Annotated in this window: 18 protein-coding genes; 13 read left to right on the top strand and 5 right to left on the bottom strand. The window is 59.9% G+C overall.

Annotation, left to right across the window (positions count from 1 at the left end; translation table 11 throughout):
- The first annotated feature begins 31 nt into the window (after positions 1-31).
- The 8 genes from sfsA (at position 32) to H9X86_RS09650 (ending at position 7731) form a co-directional block, all read left to right on the top strand.
- A complete protein-coding gene (gene sfsA, locus H9X86_RS09685; RefSeq protein ID WP_204901328.1) occupies positions 32-712 on the top strand; it encodes a DNA/RNA nuclease SfsA in 681 nt (226 codons plus the stop codon).
- Between the two features lie 97 nt (positions 713-809).
- Positions 810-2498, top strand: coding sequence for a glutamine--tRNA ligase/YqeY domain fusion protein (locus H9X86_RS09680; protein WP_204901327.1), 1689 nt, complete (start codon positions 810-812; stop codon positions 2496-2498).
- Positions 2499-3086: 588 nt separating this feature from the next.
- A complete protein-coding gene (locus H9X86_RS09675) occupies positions 3087-4049 on the top strand; it encodes an alpha/beta hydrolase (RefSeq protein WP_204901326.1) in 963 nt (320 codons plus the stop codon).
- A 140-nt stretch (positions 4050-4189) separates the two neighbouring features.
- Positions 4190-5122, top strand: coding sequence for a cysteine synthase A (gene cysK, locus H9X86_RS09670; protein ID WP_204901325.1), 933 nt, complete (start codon positions 4190-4192; stop codon positions 5120-5122).
- An 18-nt stretch (positions 5123-5140) separates the two neighbouring features.
- Positions 5141-6331 carry a cysteine desulfurase NifS gene (gene nifS / locus H9X86_RS09665; RefSeq protein ID WP_204901324.1) on the top strand — a complete coding sequence of 397 codons (1191 nt, stop codon included), beginning with the start codon at positions 5141-5143 and terminating at the stop codon, positions 6329-6331.
- 11 nt (positions 6332-6342) lie between these two features.
- Positions 6343-6777, top strand: coding sequence for a Fe-S cluster assembly scaffold protein NifU (gene nifU, locus H9X86_RS09660; protein ID WP_204901323.1), 435 nt, complete (start codon positions 6343-6345; stop codon positions 6775-6777).
- Positions 6778-6781: 4 nt separating this feature from the next.
- On the top strand, positions 6782-7180 hold the full coding sequence (locus H9X86_RS09655; RefSeq protein ID WP_204901322.1) for an RrF2 family transcriptional regulator: 399 nt from the start codon (positions 6782-6784) through the stop codon (positions 7178-7180).
- A 260-nt stretch (positions 7181-7440) separates the two neighbouring features.
- Complete coding sequence (locus tag H9X86_RS09650) at positions 7441-7731, top strand: hypothetical protein (protein ID WP_204901321.1); 291 nt, start codon at positions 7441-7443, stop codon at positions 7729-7731.
- 62 nt (positions 7732-7793) lie between these two features.
- Here H9X86_RS09650 and H9X86_RS09645 read toward each other — a convergent pair whose 3' ends face one another.
- The 4 genes from H9X86_RS09645 to gatC are packed head-to-tail and all read right to left on the bottom strand — an operon-like array spanning position 7794 to position 11600.
- On the bottom strand, positions 7794-8411 hold the full coding sequence (locus H9X86_RS09645; RefSeq protein ID WP_204901320.1) for a thiamine diphosphokinase: 618 nt from the start codon (positions 8409-8411) through the stop codon (positions 7794-7796).
- Between the two features lie 17 nt (positions 8412-8428).
- Positions 8429-9850, bottom strand: coding sequence for an Asp-tRNA(Asn)/Glu-tRNA(Gln) amidotransferase subunit GatB (gene gatB / locus H9X86_RS09640; protein WP_346011460.1), 1422 nt, complete (start codon positions 9848-9850; stop codon positions 8429-8431).
- Positions 9847-11313, bottom strand: a complete 1467-nt coding sequence (gene gatA, locus H9X86_RS09635) for an Asp-tRNA(Asn)/Glu-tRNA(Gln) amidotransferase subunit GatA (protein ID WP_204901319.1) — start codon at positions 11311-11313, stop codon at positions 9847-9849. The genes gatB and gatA overlap by 4 nt, the downstream gene beginning before the upstream one ends.
- Positions 11310-11600, bottom strand: coding sequence for an Asp-tRNA(Asn)/Glu-tRNA(Gln) amidotransferase subunit GatC (gene gatC, locus H9X86_RS09630; protein WP_204901318.1), 291 nt, complete (start codon positions 11598-11600; stop codon positions 11310-11312). The genes gatA and gatC overlap by 4 nt, the downstream gene beginning before the upstream one ends.
- Positions 11601-11774: 174 nt before the next feature.
- Here gatC and H9X86_RS09625 point away from each other — a divergent pair, with 174 nt between their 5' ends.
- Entirely contained in the window at positions 11775-12365 is a 591-nt protein-coding gene (locus tag H9X86_RS09625; protein WP_204901317.1) for a uracil-DNA glycosylase, read from the top strand.
- Here the strand turns inward: H9X86_RS09625 and H9X86_RS09620 are convergent.
- Positions 12338-12961 (bottom strand): single-stranded DNA-binding protein, encoded by a 624-nt coding sequence (locus H9X86_RS09620; RefSeq protein WP_204901316.1) that lies wholly within the window; start codon positions 12959-12961, stop codon positions 12338-12340. The genes H9X86_RS09625 and H9X86_RS09620 overlap by 28 nt on opposite strands.
- A gap of 136 nt (positions 12962-13097) precedes the next feature.
- Between H9X86_RS09620 and H9X86_RS09615 the strand changes: the two genes are divergently transcribed.
- The 4 genes from H9X86_RS09615 to H9X86_RS09600 all read left to right on the top strand — a co-directional run bounded on the left by H9X86_RS09615 (position 13098) and on the right by H9X86_RS09600 (position 18266).
- Positions 13098-13505 carry a hypothetical protein gene (locus tag H9X86_RS09615; RefSeq protein WP_204901315.1) on the top strand — a complete coding sequence of 136 codons (408 nt, stop codon included), beginning with the start codon at positions 13098-13100 and terminating at the stop codon, positions 13503-13505.
- A 559-nt stretch (positions 13506-14064) separates the two neighbouring features.
- Positions 14065-15936, top strand: a complete 1872-nt coding sequence (locus tag H9X86_RS09610) for a beta-glucoside-specific PTS transporter subunit IIABC (RefSeq protein ID WP_204901314.1) — start codon at positions 14065-14067, stop codon at positions 15934-15936.
- Complete coding sequence (locus tag H9X86_RS09605) at positions 15933-17387, top strand: glycoside hydrolase family 1 protein (protein ID WP_204901313.1); 1455 nt, start codon at positions 15933-15935, stop codon at positions 17385-17387. The genes H9X86_RS09610 and H9X86_RS09605 overlap by 4 nt, the downstream gene beginning before the upstream one ends.
- A 39-nt stretch (positions 17388-17426) precedes the next feature.
- Positions 17427-18266 carry a PRD domain-containing protein gene (locus H9X86_RS09600; RefSeq protein WP_204901312.1) on the top strand — a complete coding sequence of 280 codons (840 nt, stop codon included), beginning with the start codon at positions 17427-17429 and terminating at the stop codon, positions 18264-18266.
- Positions 18267-18440 lie beyond the last annotated feature (174 nt).

Raw genomic sequence — 18440 nt, 5'->3', positions numbered from 1 at the left:
CCACCGAATCTGTCCCCCAGGAGCCAAAATCATGAAGTATTCTCAGGTCATTCCCGCCCGTTTTCTCGCCCGCCCCAACCGTTTTGTGGCCCAGGTGGAGATAGATGGGCGCACCGAAACCGTACACGTGAAAAATACCGGGCGATGCCGGGAGCTGCTCATCCCCGGCCGCACCGTCTATCTCACACCTGGGGATAACCCCAAGCGTAAGACTGCCTATGATCTCATCGCCGTGGACAAGGATGGACTGCTGGTGAATATGGATGCCCAGGCCCCCAACCAGGTCTTTGCGGAGTGGGCCAAGGCCGGGCATTTTGTCCCCGGCCTCACCCTGCTGCGTCCGGAGACCACCTGGGGCAACTCCCGCTTTGACTTCTACTGGGAGGCGGGAGACCGCCGAGGCTTTGTGGAGGTGAAGGGGTGCACCCTGGAGGAGGACGGCCACTGCCGCTTCCCCGACGCCCCCACGGTACGGGGCGTGCGCCACCTCCAGGAACTCACCGCCTGTCTCCAAGAGGGCTACGAGGCCACCGTGTGCTTTGTCATTCAGATGGCGGGCATGAAGGATTTTGCCCCCAACGATGCCACCCACCCGGAGTTTGGCGCTGCCTTGCGTGAGGCTGCCCAGGCTGGGGTGCAGGTACTGGCCATGTCGTGCACCGTCACCCCGGACACCCTGACCATGGCAGAGCCGGTGACGGTGAAGCTGTAAGAGACTCCGCCGCCTGTGGTCTGGAAAAACTCGTTGCTTTTTCCCCGCCGGGACGGTATAATGTATAGGTTATTAACGAATGAAGGAGCGTGTCCCTATGCCTGAGGAACTCAACCCCGTAGTGTCCCAGAATTTTATCCACAATTTCATCGATGAGGATATTGCACAGGGCGGCCAGTACCAAGGCATGACCGTCCACACCCGTTTTCCCCCCGAGCCCAACGGCTACCTCCACATCGGCCACTGCAAGGCCCTGACCATTGACTTCGGCACCGCCGAAAAGTATGGCGGTCTGTGCAACCTGCGCATGGACGATACCAACCCCGCCAAGGAGGATACCGAGTACGTGGAGGCCATCCAGGAGGACATCCACTGGCTGGGCTTTGACTGGGGCGACCGGTTTTTCTACGCCTCGGACTACTTTGAAAAGATGTATGAGTACGCCGTGGAGCTCATCAAAAAGGGGCTGGCCTACGTCTGTGAGCTGACCCCTGAGGAGTTCCGTGCCAACCGTGGCTCCATCGGTGTCCCCGCCACCTCCCCCTGGCGTGACCGCCCCATCGAGGAGTCTCTGGATCTCTTCGCCCGGATGCGGGCGGGGGAGTTTGAGAACGGCAAATATACCCTGCGGGCCAAAATTGACCTGGCCAGCGGCAACTTCAATATGCGTGACCCGGTGATCTACCGCATCAACCACGCCCACCATCACCGCCAGGGCAACAAGTGGTGCATCTACCCCATGTACGACTTCGCCCACCCCATCGAGGACGCCTTGGAGGGCATCACCCACTCCCTGTGCTCCCTGGAGTTTGAGGACCACCGCCCCCTGTATGACTGGGTGGTGTCCAACGTGTCCATCCCCTACCACAAGCCCCGTCAGATCGAGTTTGCCCGTCTGGGCATCAACTACACGGTGATGAGCAAGCGTAAGCTGCGCCAGCTGGTGGAGGAGGGCCGGGTGTCTGGTTGGGATGACCCCCGTATGCCCACCCTGTGCGGCCTGCGCCGCCGTGGCTACACCCCCAAGTCCATCCGCAACTTCTGCGAGCGCATCGGCGTGGCCAAGGCCACCAATACCATCGAGTACGCCTTTTTGGAGTACTGCCTGCGGGAGGATTTGAACGAGTCCGCCCAGCGGGTCATGGCAGTGCTGCGCCCGGTGAAGCTGACCATCACCAACTATCCCGAGGACATGAGTGAGGAGTTCGAGGTGGAGAACAACCCCAACCGCCCCGAGGATGGCACCCGTACTGTCACCTTCTCCCGCAACCTGTACATTGAGGCGGAGGACTTTTTGGAGACTCCCATTCCCAAGTACAAGCGTCTGACCCCCAATGGTCTGGAGTGCCGTTTGAAGGGCGCCTATCTCATCACCTGCACCGGCTGCGTCAAGGACGAAAACGGCAACGTGGTGGAGGTCTTGGCCACCTACGATCCCGAGTCCCGGGGCGGTAACCCCGCCGACGGCCGCAAGGTGAAGGGCGCCACCATCCACTGGGTGGATGCCGCCACTGCCGTGGATGCGGAGATCCGCCTCTATGACAACCTGTTCTCCGATCCCGACCCCGATGCGGGAGACAAGAACTTCCTGGACTGCCTGAATCCCCACTCTCTGGAGGTGCTCCAGGGCGCCAAAGTGGAGGCCAGCCTGACCGGTGCCCAGAAGGCTGACCGGTTCCAGTTCATGCGTCAGGGCTACTTCTGTGCCGACAGCCGGGACAGCAGCCCCGAGCACCTGGTGTTCAACCGGGCTGTGTCCCTGAAGGACAGCTTCAAGCCTCAATAAGTAATTTCTTAGCCGGAAGCAGCAAACCCGCTGCTTCCGGCTTTTTTCTTGCCTCTCCCTCTGGGAGAGGTGGCAGCCCGGCAGGGCTGACGGAGAGGGCCTGTTCTTCCCCCCTCCCATGCTCTTGCCTGCCCCCCTGGGGATGCGCTACCCGCTGGGGGTCTATTTTTGAGCGGCCAAAAATAGACGAAAAAGCCGCTTAGGGCGTTCCCCCCTAAGAACCTCCCTGGGGTACCAGGCTGGAACTGCGTCAAATTGAATTTCGGCCCGTCACTCTTGCTGTGGCTCCTGTTACTACCACCACACCAGGCCACCCTGGGCAGCTGGCCCTTTGGCTGGGCGATTCCCCTGTCCGGGCCTTTGCATGGTGAAGCGGCGTTCCCGCCGCCGGGAGCCTGGTTTCCCGGTACCTGCCAAGCCACCGCCCCTATGAAAATCTGTGCCGCTTGCGGCACACCACAATTATTCATTATTCATTCATCATTTTTCATTCTCCCGCATTCCCCTGCCCCAAACGGGGCAAACTCCCCTTGACGATGCTCTCTCAAATGGGGTATCATGAAGAAAACAACGCTAGGAGGGTCTGCCATGAAGAAAAATCCCGCTTTTTACCTGCTGGGCCTGGCTGCTGCCGGGGCCGGAGCCGCCGGAGGGCTGGCTGCCGTAGGCAATTTGCTCTATTCCAAAGCCATGATTCCCCAAAAGCGGGAGGCAGACTATGAGGACCCCAACGAGCCCCAAAAAGAGGGCCGAGCCTGGGCCAGAAAGGCGGATGGTTTCCGTTCTGCCACCATCCAGGCCCTGGATGGGCTCATCCTCTGGGCCGCCGTCGTCCCTGCCGACACAGACACCCACCGCTGGGCCATCTGTATGCACGGCTATCACGACACCCACGAGGCCATGGGTGCCATCGGCCTGCACTACCACCAGGCGGGCTGGAACGTCCTGATGCCCGACCAGCGGGGCCACGGCGAGAGCGAGGGCGACTACGTGGGCTGGGGCTATGATGAACGGCTGGATCTGGTGGGCTGGATCAACTACATCCTCCGCCGGGACCCAGATGCGGAAATTCTCCTCCACGGTGTGTCCATGGGAGCGGCCACTGTACTCATGGCCACAGGAGGCGCCCTGCCCCATCAGGTGAAGGCGGCGGTGGCCGACTGCGCCTATACCACCATTGAGGCCCAGATGCACCATGTGCTCCTTCACCACCGGGACCAGTACCTCAATGCCCCGGTGCCTGTCCCCACCTCTGCACTGTTCTCCATGCTGCGGAAAACGGCACTGCGCCGGGCAGGCTATGACCTGCGGGATGCCGCCCCCATTCGGGCAGTGGCCCAGTCCAAAACCCCCACCCTGTTCATCCACGGCGTGGAAGATGACTTCGTCCCCGCCTCCATGATGGGAAAGCTGTACCAGGCCGCCAAGTGCCCCAAGAGCTTCTTGTGGATGCCGGACGCAGACCACGCCAACTCCGTGGGTACCAATCCCCGGCTGTACTGGACGGCGGTGGACACCTTCCTCCAAGATTACTTCCCCACCGAAGAATGACGCATCTCCCGGCGCAGAGCCTTCTGCGCCGGGATTTTTTTTGCATTTGCAAATACCGATTGACAAGGTAGGTAAAAAGGCGTATCATATAACCAACCATTTCAGTAGGTTTTAATTTGATGTATCAGGAGGAATCCGTTATGGCACATATCTATACATCCGCCCATCAGCTCATTGGGCACACCCCGCTGTTGGAGCTGACCCATATAGAAGAAAAACTGGGTCTGAAGGCTAAAATTCTGGCCAAGTTGGAGATGTTCAACCCCGCCGGTTCGGTGAAGGACCGGGTAGGGCTGACCATGATCGAGGATGCCGAGGCCAGCGGGGCTTTGAAGCCCGACTCGGTAATCATCGAGCCTACCTCGGGCAACACGGGCATCGGCCTGGCTGCGGTGGCAGCCGCCCGGGGCTACCGGATGATCGTGGTCATGCCGGACAGCATGTCCATGGAGCGCCGCCTGCTCATGACCGCCTATGGGGCCGAGCTGGTGCTCACCCCGGGGGCCAAGGGCATGGCCGGAGCCATTGAAAAGGCCGATGAACTGGCCGCTGAGATTCCCAACAGCTTCATCCCCGGCCAGTTTGTCAACCCCTCCAACCCCAAGGCCCACCGGGAGACCACAGGTCCGGAGATTTACGAGGATACCGACGGCAACGTGGATGTCTTTGTCTCTGGCGTGGGCACCGGCGGCACCATCACCGGGGTGGGTGAGTATTTGAAGTCCCGCAACTCCAACATCCAGGTGGTGGCGGTGGAGCCCTCCGACTCCCCCGTCCTCTCCGGCGGCAACCCCGGCCCCCACAAGCTCCAGGGCATCGGGGCGGGCTTTGTACCCCAGGTGCTCAATACCACCGTCTACGATGAGGTGTTCCCCGTGACCACCGAAGAGGCCTTTGCCGCCGGGCGGCTCATGGGCCGCAGTGAGGGCCTTCTGGTGGGTATCTCCTCGGGCGCTGCCCTCCATGCCGCCATCCAGGTGGCCCAACGCCCCGAAAACGAAGGCAAGACCATCGTGGTGCTCCTCCCCGACACCGGGGACCGGTACCTGTCCACCCCCATGTTTACGGATTAAAGAGAAAGGAATCCTGCCATGCAGATTTACGCCGATAACGCCGCCACCACTCGCCTGAGTGATGCGGCTCTCAGCGCCATGCTCCCCTATATGCAGGGAGAGTATGGCAACCCCTCCAGCCTCCACTCTGTGGGCCAGCGGGCCCAGGAGGCTCTCACCGATGCCCGTACCCGCATTGCCCAGCGCCTGGGCTGCCAGCCCACCGAGGTGATCTTCACCTCCGGTGGCAGCGAGGCGGACAACCAGGCCATCCGGTCTGCCGCCGCTTTTGGAAAAATGAAGGGCAAGACCCACATCATCTCCACCGCCTTTGAGCACCACGCTGTGCTCCACACCCTGGACGCCCTGGAGAAGGAGGGCTTCACCGTCACCCTGCTGGATGTCCATGAAGATGGCATGGTGTCCGCCCAGCAGGTGGAGGAGGCCATCACCCCTGAGACCTGTCTGGTGACCATCATGTATGCCAACAACGAGATCGGCACTGTGCAGCCCATTTCTGAGATTGGGGAAGTGTGCCGCCGCCATGGAGTGCTCTTCCACACCGATGCGGTGCAGGCGGTGGGCCACCTGCCGGTGAATGTGGTGGAGCAGAACATTGACCTTCTGTCCCTCTCCGCCCACAAGTTCCACGGCCCCAAGGGCATCGGCGTGCTGTACGCCCGGAAGGGTGTGCCCATTTTCCCCCTCATCCACGGAGGCGCCCAGGAGCGTAACCGCCGGGGCGGCACGGAAAACATCCCCGCCATTGTGGGCATGGCCGCTGCCTTGGATGAAGCCTGTGACCACCTGGACGAAGATATGGGCAGACTTACCGCCCTGCGGGAGCGGCTGATTGCAGGACTGTCCAAAATCCCCCACTCCATTCTCAACGGTCACCGGGAGCACCGCCTGCCCGGCACCGTGAACTTCTGCTTTGAGGGCATTGAGGGCGAGTCCCTGCTGCTGCTGCTGGACGACAAGGGTGTGTACGCCTCCTCTGGCTCCGCCTGCACCTCCGGCTCTCTGGACCCCAGCCATGTGCTGCTGGCCATTGGGCGGCCCCACGAGATCGCCCACGGCTCTCTGCGGCTCTCCCTCTCCCCGGACACCACCGAGGAAGAGGTAGACTATATGATCGGGGCTGTCACCGACGTGGTGGCCTACCTGCGCTCCATCTCCCCGGTATGGCGCAACCTGGAAGCAGGTATTCAAGAATATATCATTCAGTGAGGTAATCAATTATGGCATTATACAGTGAAAAAGTCATGGACCACTTCCGCAACCCCCGCAACGTGGGTTCTATGGAAAACCCCAGCGGCGTGGGGGAGGTGGGCAACGCCAAGTGCGGTGACATCATGCGCATTTACCTGAAAATTGAGAACGATATCATTGTGGACGTGAAGTTTGAGACCTTTGGCTGCGGCAGCGCCATCGCCTCCTCCTCCATGGCCACCGAGCTCATCAAGGGAAAGCCGGTGTCCCAGGCCCTGGAGCTCACCAACCAGGCGGTGGTGGAGGCCCTGGACGGTCTGCCCGCCCAGAAGATCCACTGCTCGGTGCTGGCGGAAGAGGCCATCAAGCTGGCCCTGAAGGACTACTACGACAAAAACGGCATCGAGTACGACCACAGCCAGTTCCCCTGCTGCGACAGCTGCGGTCACTGCCACGCCCACTAAGGCCATGCTGGTGTCCACCCGAGGCCGCTACGCCCTGCGGGTGATGGTAGACCTGGCCCAGCACCAAGGGCAAGGGCTGACTCCCATGAAGGATGTGGCCCAGCGGCAGCAGATTTCTCTCAAGTACCTGGAGAAAATCCTCCCGGTGCTCACCAAACACCACTACATCTCCGGCACCCACGGCAAGGGGGGCGGCTATCGGCTCACCCGGGCCCCGGAGGAGTACCGGGTGGGGGACATTCTGCGGCTCACCGAGGGGGACTTGGCCCCGGTGGCCTGCCTGGAGCCGGGGGCGCCCCCCTGCCAGCAGCGGGACACCTGCCCCACCCGCTCCCTCTGGTGCGAGCTGGGGCGGCGGGTCAATGAGTACCTGGACAGCGTCACCCTGGCAGATTTGATGTAACAGTTGCCCCCGGTTGCAGCATTGTGTGCAACCGGGGGCAACTTGTATATTTTACGTTATTTGTTTTCGACAGAATGTCAATGGACGGTTCTCCACTTCCATGCTATTCTGAATTTGTAATACCCTACATCCAAATTCCACACGCCGTTTTCTTTTCGAGAATGAGGTGGTTCCATTGGCGATCGGTACGAGAGGGCATTCCCATAGGAATGGTTATTTCCCTTGCTAGAAACTGACTATCTGTATAAGGTGGGATTCAAATGAGCGAAAAACAGGCCCGTCTCATACGAACCTGGGATATTGGCCGTGGCATTATCTGTATTGCATATTGTATTTTTCTGCTGATTGACACCTTTTTTGTATCTCAGGCGCTTCTACCTTCTTTCCTTGCCCTGGCCATCTATGCCGTCTTCGCAGTTCTGGAGGGCGTTGGCGAGCGTTGGATGCGCCGCAATATTCCAGAAGCGGCAAACCGCCCCTATCCCAAGTGGGTACGGGTTGTATCCCTCCTCATCCTAATCATCGTGTTTTACGGTATCATGAAGGAATGATCCATTCGTAACCATTTTCAAAACCCTTCAGCGGCGCAGACAAGTCTGCGCCGCTGTCTCTTTTATACCCGGTTCTCTATCATCACCACCAGCGTCCCCTGCTCCACGGTGATCCGGGCGGGGCCGTCCAAAAACTCGTTGCTCACCCCTCGGGGCACATCACAGGTCAGTGTGGCGTGGTCCAGGGTGTACTTGAGCCCTTCCAGGGTGATCCCCTGGGCCGGCTCCCCCCAGCAGAACACAGACAGGGTCTGTCCCGGCTCACCCTCCAGCTCCAGGGTGCCGTTGTGCACCGCCGTCACCGTCATGCCGGGGCCGATCAGAACCCCCTGCCCTCCCCGCCCAGCCAGGCCGCACAGCAGCTGCACATTGGCCAGGGTGTGGTCCAACCTTCCACCCAAAGCGCCGTAGATGTGGAAGGTGCGGTACCCCCGGCTCCATCCTTCACTGAGGGCCAGGGCGGTGTCCGTGTCGTCCTTTTCCGCCGGGTGGCGGACAATATGGGGGTGGGGGGGCACATAGCCCAGGGAGTCAAAATCCCCCACCACCAGGTCCGGCTCTACCCCATGGGCCTGCATTTGGGCATAGCCCCCGTCGGCGGCAATGCACAAGTCCCCGGGCTTGATGTCCGGCCACTCTCCGCCGTACTCCCCCGAGGCAAAAATATAACAAATGGGCATCGATATTTCCCCTTTTCTCATTTCTTGGTCAACTGCTCCAGCAGCACCCGCCGCACCGTCTGGGGGTCTGCCTTGCCTTGCAGTCTGCCCATGGTCTGGCCCACCAGAAAGCCGAAGGCCTTTTCCTTCCCTCCTCGGTAGTCTGCCACCGACCGGGGGTTGTCCTCCAGCACCAGGGCCACGGTTTTCTCCACCAGCTCCACATCCTGCACCTGCTCCAGGTGGTGGGCGGCCACATAGGCATCCACATCCCCGTCGGTGTCAAACACTGCCTCAAACACCTTCACCGCAGTGTTGCGGTTCAGTTTCCCCTCTGCCACCAGGGCAATGAGCCGGGCCAGCGTCTTGGGGGTAATGGGCAGCTGTCCTGGGTTGAGCCCCCTGGCGGACAGTGCCCCCAGCACCTCCCCCATGATCCAGTTGGCCCCCTGCTTGGGGGGCGTGCCCAGGGCAATGAGTTCCTCAAAAAACCGGGCCAGGGCCGGGTGGCTGGTGACCATCTGGCCATCGTACTCGGGCAGCTGGTACTCCTGGGCGTAGCGTTTCCGCTTGGCCTCCCCCAACTCGGGCAAACTGTCCCGGATGTCCTGGATATACCCCTGGGACAGTACCACCGGGGGCAAATCCGGCTCGGGAAAGTAGCGGTAGTCCCGGGCCTCCTCCTTGCTGCGCATGGAGAAGGTCTCCCCTTTCTCCTCGTCGAAGCGGCGGGTCTCCTGCACCACCTGCTCCCCCCGCTCCAGAAGGGCTATCTGTCGCTGGCTCTCGTAGGCAATCGCCCTTGCAATGGCCTGGAAGGAGCCCAGATTTTTCATCTCCGTGCGGGTGCCCAGAAAGTCACTCCCCACGGGGCGCACCGACAGGTTCACGTCGCACCGCAGAGAGCCCTCCTCCATCTTGCCATCAGACACCCCCAGATATTGCAGGGTCTCCCGCAGCCGCTTCAGGTAGGCCACCACCTGCTGGGCGGTGCGAAAATCCGGCTCTGTCACAATTTCCAACAACGGGACTCCGCAGCGGTTGAAGTCGCACAAGGTCTCTCCGGTCTGGGAGTCGTGATACAGCTTGCCTGCGTCCTCCTCCATGTGGATCTCATGGATGCCAATGATGGTGCCCTCCACCTCCACCCGGCCGTTGCGGCACAGGGGCGCATATAGCTGGCTGATCTGGTACCCCTTGGGCAGATCGGGATAGAAGTAATTTTTCCGGTCAAAGCGGCTCACCGGGGTGATGGTACACCCCAGGGCCAGCCCCACCTTCACCCCGTACTCCACCACCTTCTCGTTAAGTACCGGCAGGGCCCCAGGCAGCCCCATACACACCGGGCAGCACTGGCGGTTGGGAGCTCCTCCAAAGGCGGTGGAACAGGCGCAGAAAATCTTGCTCTCGGTGGACAGCTCCACGTGGGTCTCCAGACCCATGACGATCTCCCAGTTCACCCCTTCTGGCCCCCTTTCGGCACCTGTCTGTGGTAGTCCGTCTCCTGCTGATAGGCATAGGCGGCGCCCAGCAGCACTTGCTCCCCAAACCTGGGCCCAATGAGCTGGGCCCCCACGGGCAGGCCTTCCCCGTCCACCCCGCAGGGCATGGACAGGGCGGGCAGCCCTGCCAGATTGGCGGGGACGGTGTAGAGATCGGACAGATACATCCCCATGGGGTCAGAAAGGCTCTCCCCCAGCTTGGGGGCGGTGTCGGGGGTGACAGGAGTGAGGAGCACGTCACAGGTGGAAAATATCCGTTCCATCCCCTCTGTCACCTGGTGTTTCACCGCCAACGCCTTTTTGTAGTAGGCCTCGTAGTACCCGGCGCTGAGCACAAAGGTACCCAGTAAAATCCGGGCCTTGGCCTCTTTTCCAAAGCCCTGGCTGCGGGTGTTCTCATACATCTGGGTGAGGTTTCCGTACTGTTGCGCCCGGAAGCCGTACCTCACCCCGTCGTACCGGGCCAGATTGGAGGAGGCCTCCGCCGAGGCCAGCACATAGTAGGCGGGAATGACCAGCTTTAGTTCCGGGATGGACACCTCTGTCACCACTGCCCCACGGCTCTCCAGCACCTGGGCCACCTCTCGTACCCGCTGGGCCACCCGAGCGTTCAGTCCTTCCCCAAAGCACTCCACCGGCAGACCCACCCGCAAACCTCGGATGTCCCCGTTGAGGGATGACAGCAATCCTCCATAGCTGCCCTCCACCGTGGTGCTGTCCCGGCGGTCTTTGTCCTGAATCACATCCAGTACCCCGGCGCAGTCGGCAGCGTCCCGGCACAAAGGCCCCACCTGGTCGAAGGAGGATGCATAGGCAACGAGTCCATACCGGGACACCGTGCCGTAGGTGGGCTTGATTCCCGTGAGGCCGCAGTACCCGGCGGGCTGACGGATGGAGCCGCCAGTGTCCGAGCCCAGGGCATACCAGGCAAGCCCCGCCGCCACTCCGGCAGCGCAGCCTCCCGAGGAGCCGCCGGGCACCCGGCTCTCGTCCCAGGGGTTACGGGCGGGGCCAAAATAGGAGGTCTCGGTGGTGGAGCCCATGGCAAACTCGTCCAGATTTCCCTTGCCCAGGCACACACCCCCCGCTCTCTCCACCCGCTCCACCACGGTGGCATGGTAGGGTGGAACATAGTGTTCCAGCATTTTAGAGCCGCAAGTGGTTTTCACACCTTGGGTACACAGGTTGTCTTTCAAAAGCAGCGGCACCCCGTACAGGGGAGATAAACCCAATTTCAGGCCATTTTGCAGCTTTTTCGCCCGCTCCATGGCCTGTTCCTCCAAGACGGTGATACAGCTGTTCAGAGACTTGTCCCGGGCGGAAATCGCCTCCAACGCCGCCTGGGTGGCCTGGGGGATGGTCACATCCCCTTGGGCAATGGCCCGGCCCAGCTCCAGGGCGGTGAGCTCAGTCAGCTTCATGCCTCTCCCCCCTCTCCCACGCTGCTGGGGGTGACCACGTAACCCTCCCGTACCAGGGGCGCTTGCCGCAGCAGCTTGTCCCCGACCAAGGATGGCTCCACCTCATCGTGCCGAAGAGCACCGGGCTTCTCCCCTCCCTGTGCGTCTCCCCCATCCACCTGGGCAAGTACCTGCATATAGCTGACCATCTGCTCCAGCTGCCCGGTGAGTTCTTCCCGCTCCTGGTGTGTGAGGGACAGCCGTGCCAGGCGGGAGAGGTGCTCCACCTGCTGTTGGGTGATGTCCATGGTCGATTCCTCCCAAAAAAATGCCCCAAGCCGTGAAACAACCACAGCTGGGGCTTGTTTGGGTTATTTTACACCCGCCACACAGGCTTTGTCAATGCACGGGCACACTCTAGCCAGAGGCGTAGGTTTGTGGTACACTAAAAAGAGAAAGAAGCCAGAGAGAGGAGCCTATATATGCTATCTTGGGAACAGCTCCATGAGACCTGCCAAACCTGCCAGAAATGTCCCCTGTGTGAAACCCGACACCATGTGGTGTTTGGGGTTGGCAACCAGAACGCCCCCATTTTGCTGGTGGGGGAAGGCCCCGGGGAACAGGAGGACTTGCAGGGCGTGCCCTTTGTGGGCCCTGCGGGTCAGCTGCTGGACGATATGCTCTCCCTCATCGACCTGAGTCGAGAGAAAAACGTGTACATCGCCAACATCGTCAAGTGCCGTCCGCCCCACAACCGAGACCCGCTGCATACCGAGCAGGACGCCTGCATCGGCTATCTGCGTAACCAGGTGGCACTGCTCCGCCCCAAGATGATCGTCTGTCTGGGCCGCATTGCCGCCCAGCGGCTCATAGATCCCAATTATAAAATCACCCAGCAGCACGGCCAGTGGGTGGAAAAGGCGGGGATCGCCATGACCGCCATCTACCACCCTGCGGCCTTGCTGCGGGATCCGTCCAAAAAGCCGGACACCTTTGGGGATCTCCGAGCCATTCGCTCCAAGGCACGCCAGCTGTGCCCCCAGGTCTATGACTCCTCCTGCTCCTCCACTTGAGGCAGCAGGCTCATGATGGAGATCTCGTAGGCGGTACGAGTCTGCCGCTGGCCATCCACCATCTTGTGGTATTCCCGGCTCTGGAGTCGGCCCTCCAGGCGCAGCCGGTCTCCCACCTCCATCTGGGCGCAGCGGCTGGCCACCGAACCCCAGGCAATGCAGGGTAAGTAGTCTGCCCGGCCATAGGGGCGGTTTACCGCCAGGAGCAAATCACAGATCTCCCGGCCCAGAGGGGTACGGCGGGCCACCGGGGGCTTACACAGCGCTCCGGCCAATAATAGATGGTTTTCTCCCTCCCGGCAGTGGGCCGGGAGCGCCTGCCGCACCAACATGGTAATGACCAGGCGGCTGCCCTGGCCGGAGCGGTTGTTGTAGGAGCGCACCTCGCCCCCCACCTCCAGCCAGTTCCCCGGCTGCCACAGCTCACCTTGGGGCTGGGACACCACCAAATTTACCACATCCTCTGCACCCGAAAGCCGGGGCACCCGGAAGGGCACCAGATAGTAGTCCACGCCGTGGTTGTGGTGGGATAGACGGGGCAAGGCCAGCACTTCTCCCCGCAGAATCCCCTGGTTTTCTCCTTTTACTTGGCTCATGACATCACACTCCATGGGTAAAATCTGTTGGAGTGTATGCGCACACCGGCCGGAGTATGACCATTGACATTCCCCAGCCCGTCAGTATAATATAGGGCGTACCCCTTGCGTAGCCAAAAGCAAAGGAGGGCTGTATATGGAGGTGCAACTGACCCGTAAGCAATTCAGACGTCTGCTGGATATGGTGTATATCGGCAACTGGGTACTCAATTCCACCCGGGGCGACGACCGATTTGAGGACTACGACCAGGTGGAGAGCCTGCTCTTTGCCCAGGCCGCCCGGGAGGGCATGGAACCTTTGGCAGAGGTGTATCACGGCGAGATCGTCCCCTCCAGGGCCTTTGCCGAGGGCGGCATCCACGAGGCCATTATGGAATATGAGAACAACGTGTTCTTCGATATTTTGGCTGAGGATCTGGCTCGGCGGGATATGAACTATGTGCCCATTGACGAGAGTAACCAGCAGGAACTCATTCAGCGCATGGATGCCTATATTGATGAATTTGAGGCCCACGGCACCGAGAATCTCACCATTGAACATTAAAAAACATCCACAGTCTGTCTCCAGGCTGTGGATGTTTTAGCGTGTCGAAAAAGTTCGACACGCTTCTCAAAAATGCAAGCATTTTTTCGAGGGATTGCAGCCCGCTGCATGCATAATCGGGTCAAAGGGCGACCCGATTCCACACTGGCGGGCTGAGATGTGTTTTTTCCGATGCGCATGTCCCCGGAAAAAACAGCTTCCAATTTATTTTCCCGCCCCTGGCGGGAAAACTCTGCCGAGGGCTTTTTGTCTTTTCCCTTCTTGCAGGGTATCAGTTTTTTGCTCTGCTGTCTCCAGCTCACCATGGTGTATTGTAGAAGATGCACAAAAAATCTTGTTGTTTTTTATAAAAACCTAGTATTGAAATCATTCCTCCACATTTGCTATACTGACTACAACGTACCGATCGGACATGTAACTGATTATGCAGGCAGGATCTGACGGAACATGGATATCCTCTTACCCCGACGTAAGAGGCTTTGTCGTGTTCTGTTGGGTCTTTTTCTTTTGTCCTTTTTGGCCGAAGCGGCAAAGACTGCACCTAGGGAGGTTTCCGAGTATGAAAAACTATCAACAAACCGCATCCGACGTCTTGCGGCTCATCGGCGGCGAGAAAAACGTGGCGCAACTGGAGCACTGTTCCACCCGCCTGCGCTTTACCTTGGTGGATGCCAGCAAAGTGGATGTCCAGGCCCTGAAAAAGACCCCCGGCGTCATGGGTGTCATCACCAGCGGCCCCCAGTGTCAGGTGGTCATCGGCAACGATGTCATTGAGGTGTACGACCAGCTGATGAAGCTGGGCACCTTCCAGGGCGGCGCAGTTTCCCCTGATGCCGGGGGCAAAAAGAGCATTGGCGGCACCATTTTGGACTACATTGTGGGCATTTTCCAGCCTCTGGTCCCCGCCATTGCCGGTGCCGGTGTGCTCAAAGCCCTTCTGACCATTTTCACCACCTTCGGCATTCTCACCGCCGACGACACCATCTATAAGGTGTTCTACTATGTGGCGGATGCCGCCTTGTACTACCTGCCCATTCTGGTGGCCTTCACCACCGCCACCAAGTTCCGCAGCAACAAGCTGGTGGCTGTGGCCCTGGCCGCCGCCATGGTCTTCCCCAACACCGCCGCACTGTTGGCTACTGAGGGGGGCGCCAGTTTCTTTGGTCTGACCTTACAGAATATCAGCTACTCCAGTCAGGTCTTCCCCGCCATTCTGGTGGTCATCTTCATGTCCTTCTGTGAGCGCTGGTTCAACAAGTGGTGCCCCAAGGCCATCCGTGTGTTCTTTGTGCCCATGCTCTGCTTCATCATCTGCTTCCCCATAGGTCTGCTGATCCTGGGCCCCTTGGGCTACAACCTGGGCACTTTGATCACAGCCGCCATTCTGGCTCTGTACAACACCCTGGGCTGGCTGGCTGTGGCCATCGTGGCCGCAGTGCTCCCCTTCATGATCTCCCTGGGCATGCACAAGGCCCTGGTGCCTTATGGTGTCTCAGCCCTCTCTAACCCCGGCTTTGATATGCTGTATCTGCCCGCCTCTCTGGCTCACAACATCTCCGAGGGCGGTGCCTGTCTGGCCGTGGCCGTCAAAACCAAGGACGAAAATCTCCGCTCCACCGCCATTTCCGCCGGTATTTCCGGCCTGTTCGGCATCACCGAGCCCGCTCTGTACGGCGTGACCCTCCAGCACAAAAAAGTCACCGCCGCTGTGGTGGCCTCCAGCTTCCTGGGCGGCCTGTTCATTGGTCTCATGGGGATTAAAGCATTTGCTCCCGTGGGCCCCGGCATTGCCAGCATGCCCATGTACATCGACCCCAACGACAGCATGAACTTCATCTGGGCCTGTGTGGCCTTGGTGCTCTCCGTGGTACTCTCCTTTGTCTTCACCCTGATCTTCTATAAGGACGAGGCGATTACCGAGCCTGAGGCTACTGCCACTGTCCCCGAGGTGACCCACACCGAAACCGCCACCGGCAAGCAGGTGGTGTGCAGCCCCCTCCAGGGCACTGCTATCCCCCTGGACCAGGTGAAGGACGAGGTGTTCTCCCAGAAGATTTTGGGCGATGGCATGGCTGTGGTGCCGGTGAAGGGTGAGCTGTACGCCCCTGCCGACGGCGTCATTGATACGGTCATCGACTCCAACCACGCCCTCTCCATGGTCACCACCGGCGGTGCCGAAATTCTCATGCACGTGGGCATGGACACCGTGAAGCTGGACGGCAAGGGCTTTGAGCCCCAGGTGAAAGCTGGTGACACGGTCAAGAAGGGCCAGCTGCTCCTCAAGTTCGACCTTGACGAAATCAAGGCCGCAGGTTACGATGTTACCACTCCCATTGTGATTACCAATGGGGATATCTTCGACGTATCTCCCGTGGCCGATGGCACCGTAGCACCCGGTGCAGCACTGATGAAATTGGAGGCAAAGGTATGAGTTTTCCAAAGGGATTTTTTTGGGGCGGCGCTGTGGCCGCCAACCAGGTGGAAGGCGCCTGGAACGTGGATGGCAAGGGGCCCAGTGTGGCAGACATTGCCACGTATAAGCCCAATACCGATGTGAAAGACTATAAGGCCCATGTGGCAGTGGACGACGCTGCCATCGAGGCCGCCATGGCTGCCACCGACGACAGCCCCTACCCCAAGCGCCGTGGCATTGACTTCTACCACCACTACAAGGAAGATTTGGCCCTGTTTGCCGAGATGGGCTTTACCATGCTGCGGGTGTCCATCGCCTGGACCCGCATCTTCCCCACCGGGGAGGAGACCGAGCCCAACGAAAAGGGCCTGCAATTTTACAGCGACCTGTTCGCCGAAATGCACCGGCTGAACATTGAGCCTCTGGTCACCCTCAGCCACTATGAGATGCCTTTGGCTCTGGCCACCAAGTACAACGGCTGGGTGGACCGCCGGGTCATCGACTGCTTCACCCGGTTCTGCCATGTGTGTTTCCAGCGCTACAAAAATGACGTGAAGTACTGGCTGACCTTCAACGAGGTGGACAGCATCATCCGCCACCCCTTCACCACCGCCGGTATTATTCCCAGTCGGGTCCCCGAGGAGAAGCTGCTGGAGACCTGCTATCAGGCCCTGCATCACCAGCTGGTGGCCAGCGCCCTGGTGGTCAAGGACTGCCACGAGATCATCCCCGGCAGCAAGGTAGGGTGCATGCTCACCAAGCTGACCACCTATGCCCGCACCTGCGCTCCCGAGGACGAGCTGGCCACCCAGGCCAAGAACCTGGAGAACCTGTTCTACGCCGACGTCCACGTCTGGGGCGAGTACCCCCGCTTGATTCTCAAGATGTTTGAGAATCAGGGCATCCATATCCACATGGAGCCTGGAGACGCTGAAATTCTCAAGGCTGGCTGCGTGGACTTCGTCTCTTGCAGCTACTACATGACCATGACCGAGTCGGTGGACCCCAACGCCGAGCGTACCCCCGGCAACACCGTGCTGGGCGTGAAGAACCCCTATCTGGAGACCAGCGACTGGGGCTGGCAGATCGACCCCAAGGGCCTGCGGTACAGCCTCATTGAGCTGTATGACCGCTACCGTCTGCCCCTGATGGTGGTGGAAAACGGCATCGGCGCCAAGGACACCGTGGAGGAGGATGGCTCCATCCACGATCCCTACCGGGTGGAGTACTTCCGTCAGCACATCAGTGAGATGGGCAAGGCCATTGATGCCGGTGTGGAGATGTGGGGCTACACCAGCTGGGCGCCCATCGACCTGATCTCCGCCTCTACCAACCAGATGAGCAAGCGCTACGGCTTCATCTATGTGGACCAGGATGACGAGGGCCATGGCACGTTGGAGCGCCGCCGCAAGGACAGCTTCTACTGGTACAAGAAAGTCATTGCCACCAACGGAGCAGACCTGACCTAAACACACCCAAGTATAAACCGGAAAGGAGGGAAATACGGGATGTTCATTCGCAAGGTACTCAACAGCAGCGTGGTGCTGGTGCAGGATGACGGCGGGGAAGAATCCATTTTGCTGGGCAAAGGCATCGGCTACGGCCGTAAGGCCGGTGAATCCATCGACCGCCAGCCGTCAGACCGGATCTTCATCCCCCTCTCCAACCCGGACGCCCAGCCCATGATGGAGCTGTTCTCCTCCATTCCGTCGGAGTATCTGGATCTCACCCAAGAGATCGTCCAGGATGCAGAGACCACCTTGGGGGTACACCTCTCCCCCCACATCTATCTGATGCTCACCGACCATCTCCATTTTGCAGTGGAGCGGTTTCAAAAGGGCCTGGTGGTGACCAACCGTCTTACCTGGGAGATCAAGCATTTCTACCGCCGGGAATATGATGTAGGTGTGCGTGGCTTGCAGCGGGCACAGCAGTTGCTGCATATCACCCTGCCAGAGGAAGAGGCCGGGAACATCGCCTTCCACATCGTCAACGCCAGGCAGGACCCGGACGCAGGATATGATGCCATGCAGGCCGCCCGCCTGATCGGTGAATTGACCAACATTGTCACCTACCGGATGCACTGTACCCTGGACAGCGAGAGCATTCACTTTTCCCGCTTCATCAGCCACTTACAGTTCTTTGCCGAACGCTTTTTCTGTGGCAAGCTCATGGACAGCAACGATGACTTTCTCTTCCACCAGATGCAGCAGGGCTACCCGGAGGCCACCGACTGCGCAGAGAAAATTCGCACCTTTGTGCTGCGCAAGTACAACGTCTTCCTCCCCAACGAGGAGACCGCCTATCTTGCTCTGCACATCGTCCGCCTGACCACCCACAAGGGCTGAACAAGCACCTCTTCCCTTCCCTCAATGAAAAGGACGGGATGCAGCGTACACGCTGCATCCCGTCCTTCAGACTGTCGAAAAACTTCCAAAACATCCCCGCATCTGGTAAAATGGTATCAGATGTGGGGGTGTGCTTTATGGAGCAATGGAGAAAAGATTCACGAAAAGAGGCCG

Origin of the sequence: Pseudoflavonifractor capillosus, assembly GCF_016902575.1 — a bacterium.
Lineage (GTDB): Bacteria > Bacillota > Clostridia > Oscillospirales > Oscillospiraceae > Enterenecus > Enterenecus capillosus_A.
This window is presented reverse-complemented; position numbering and strand designations above follow the sequence as displayed.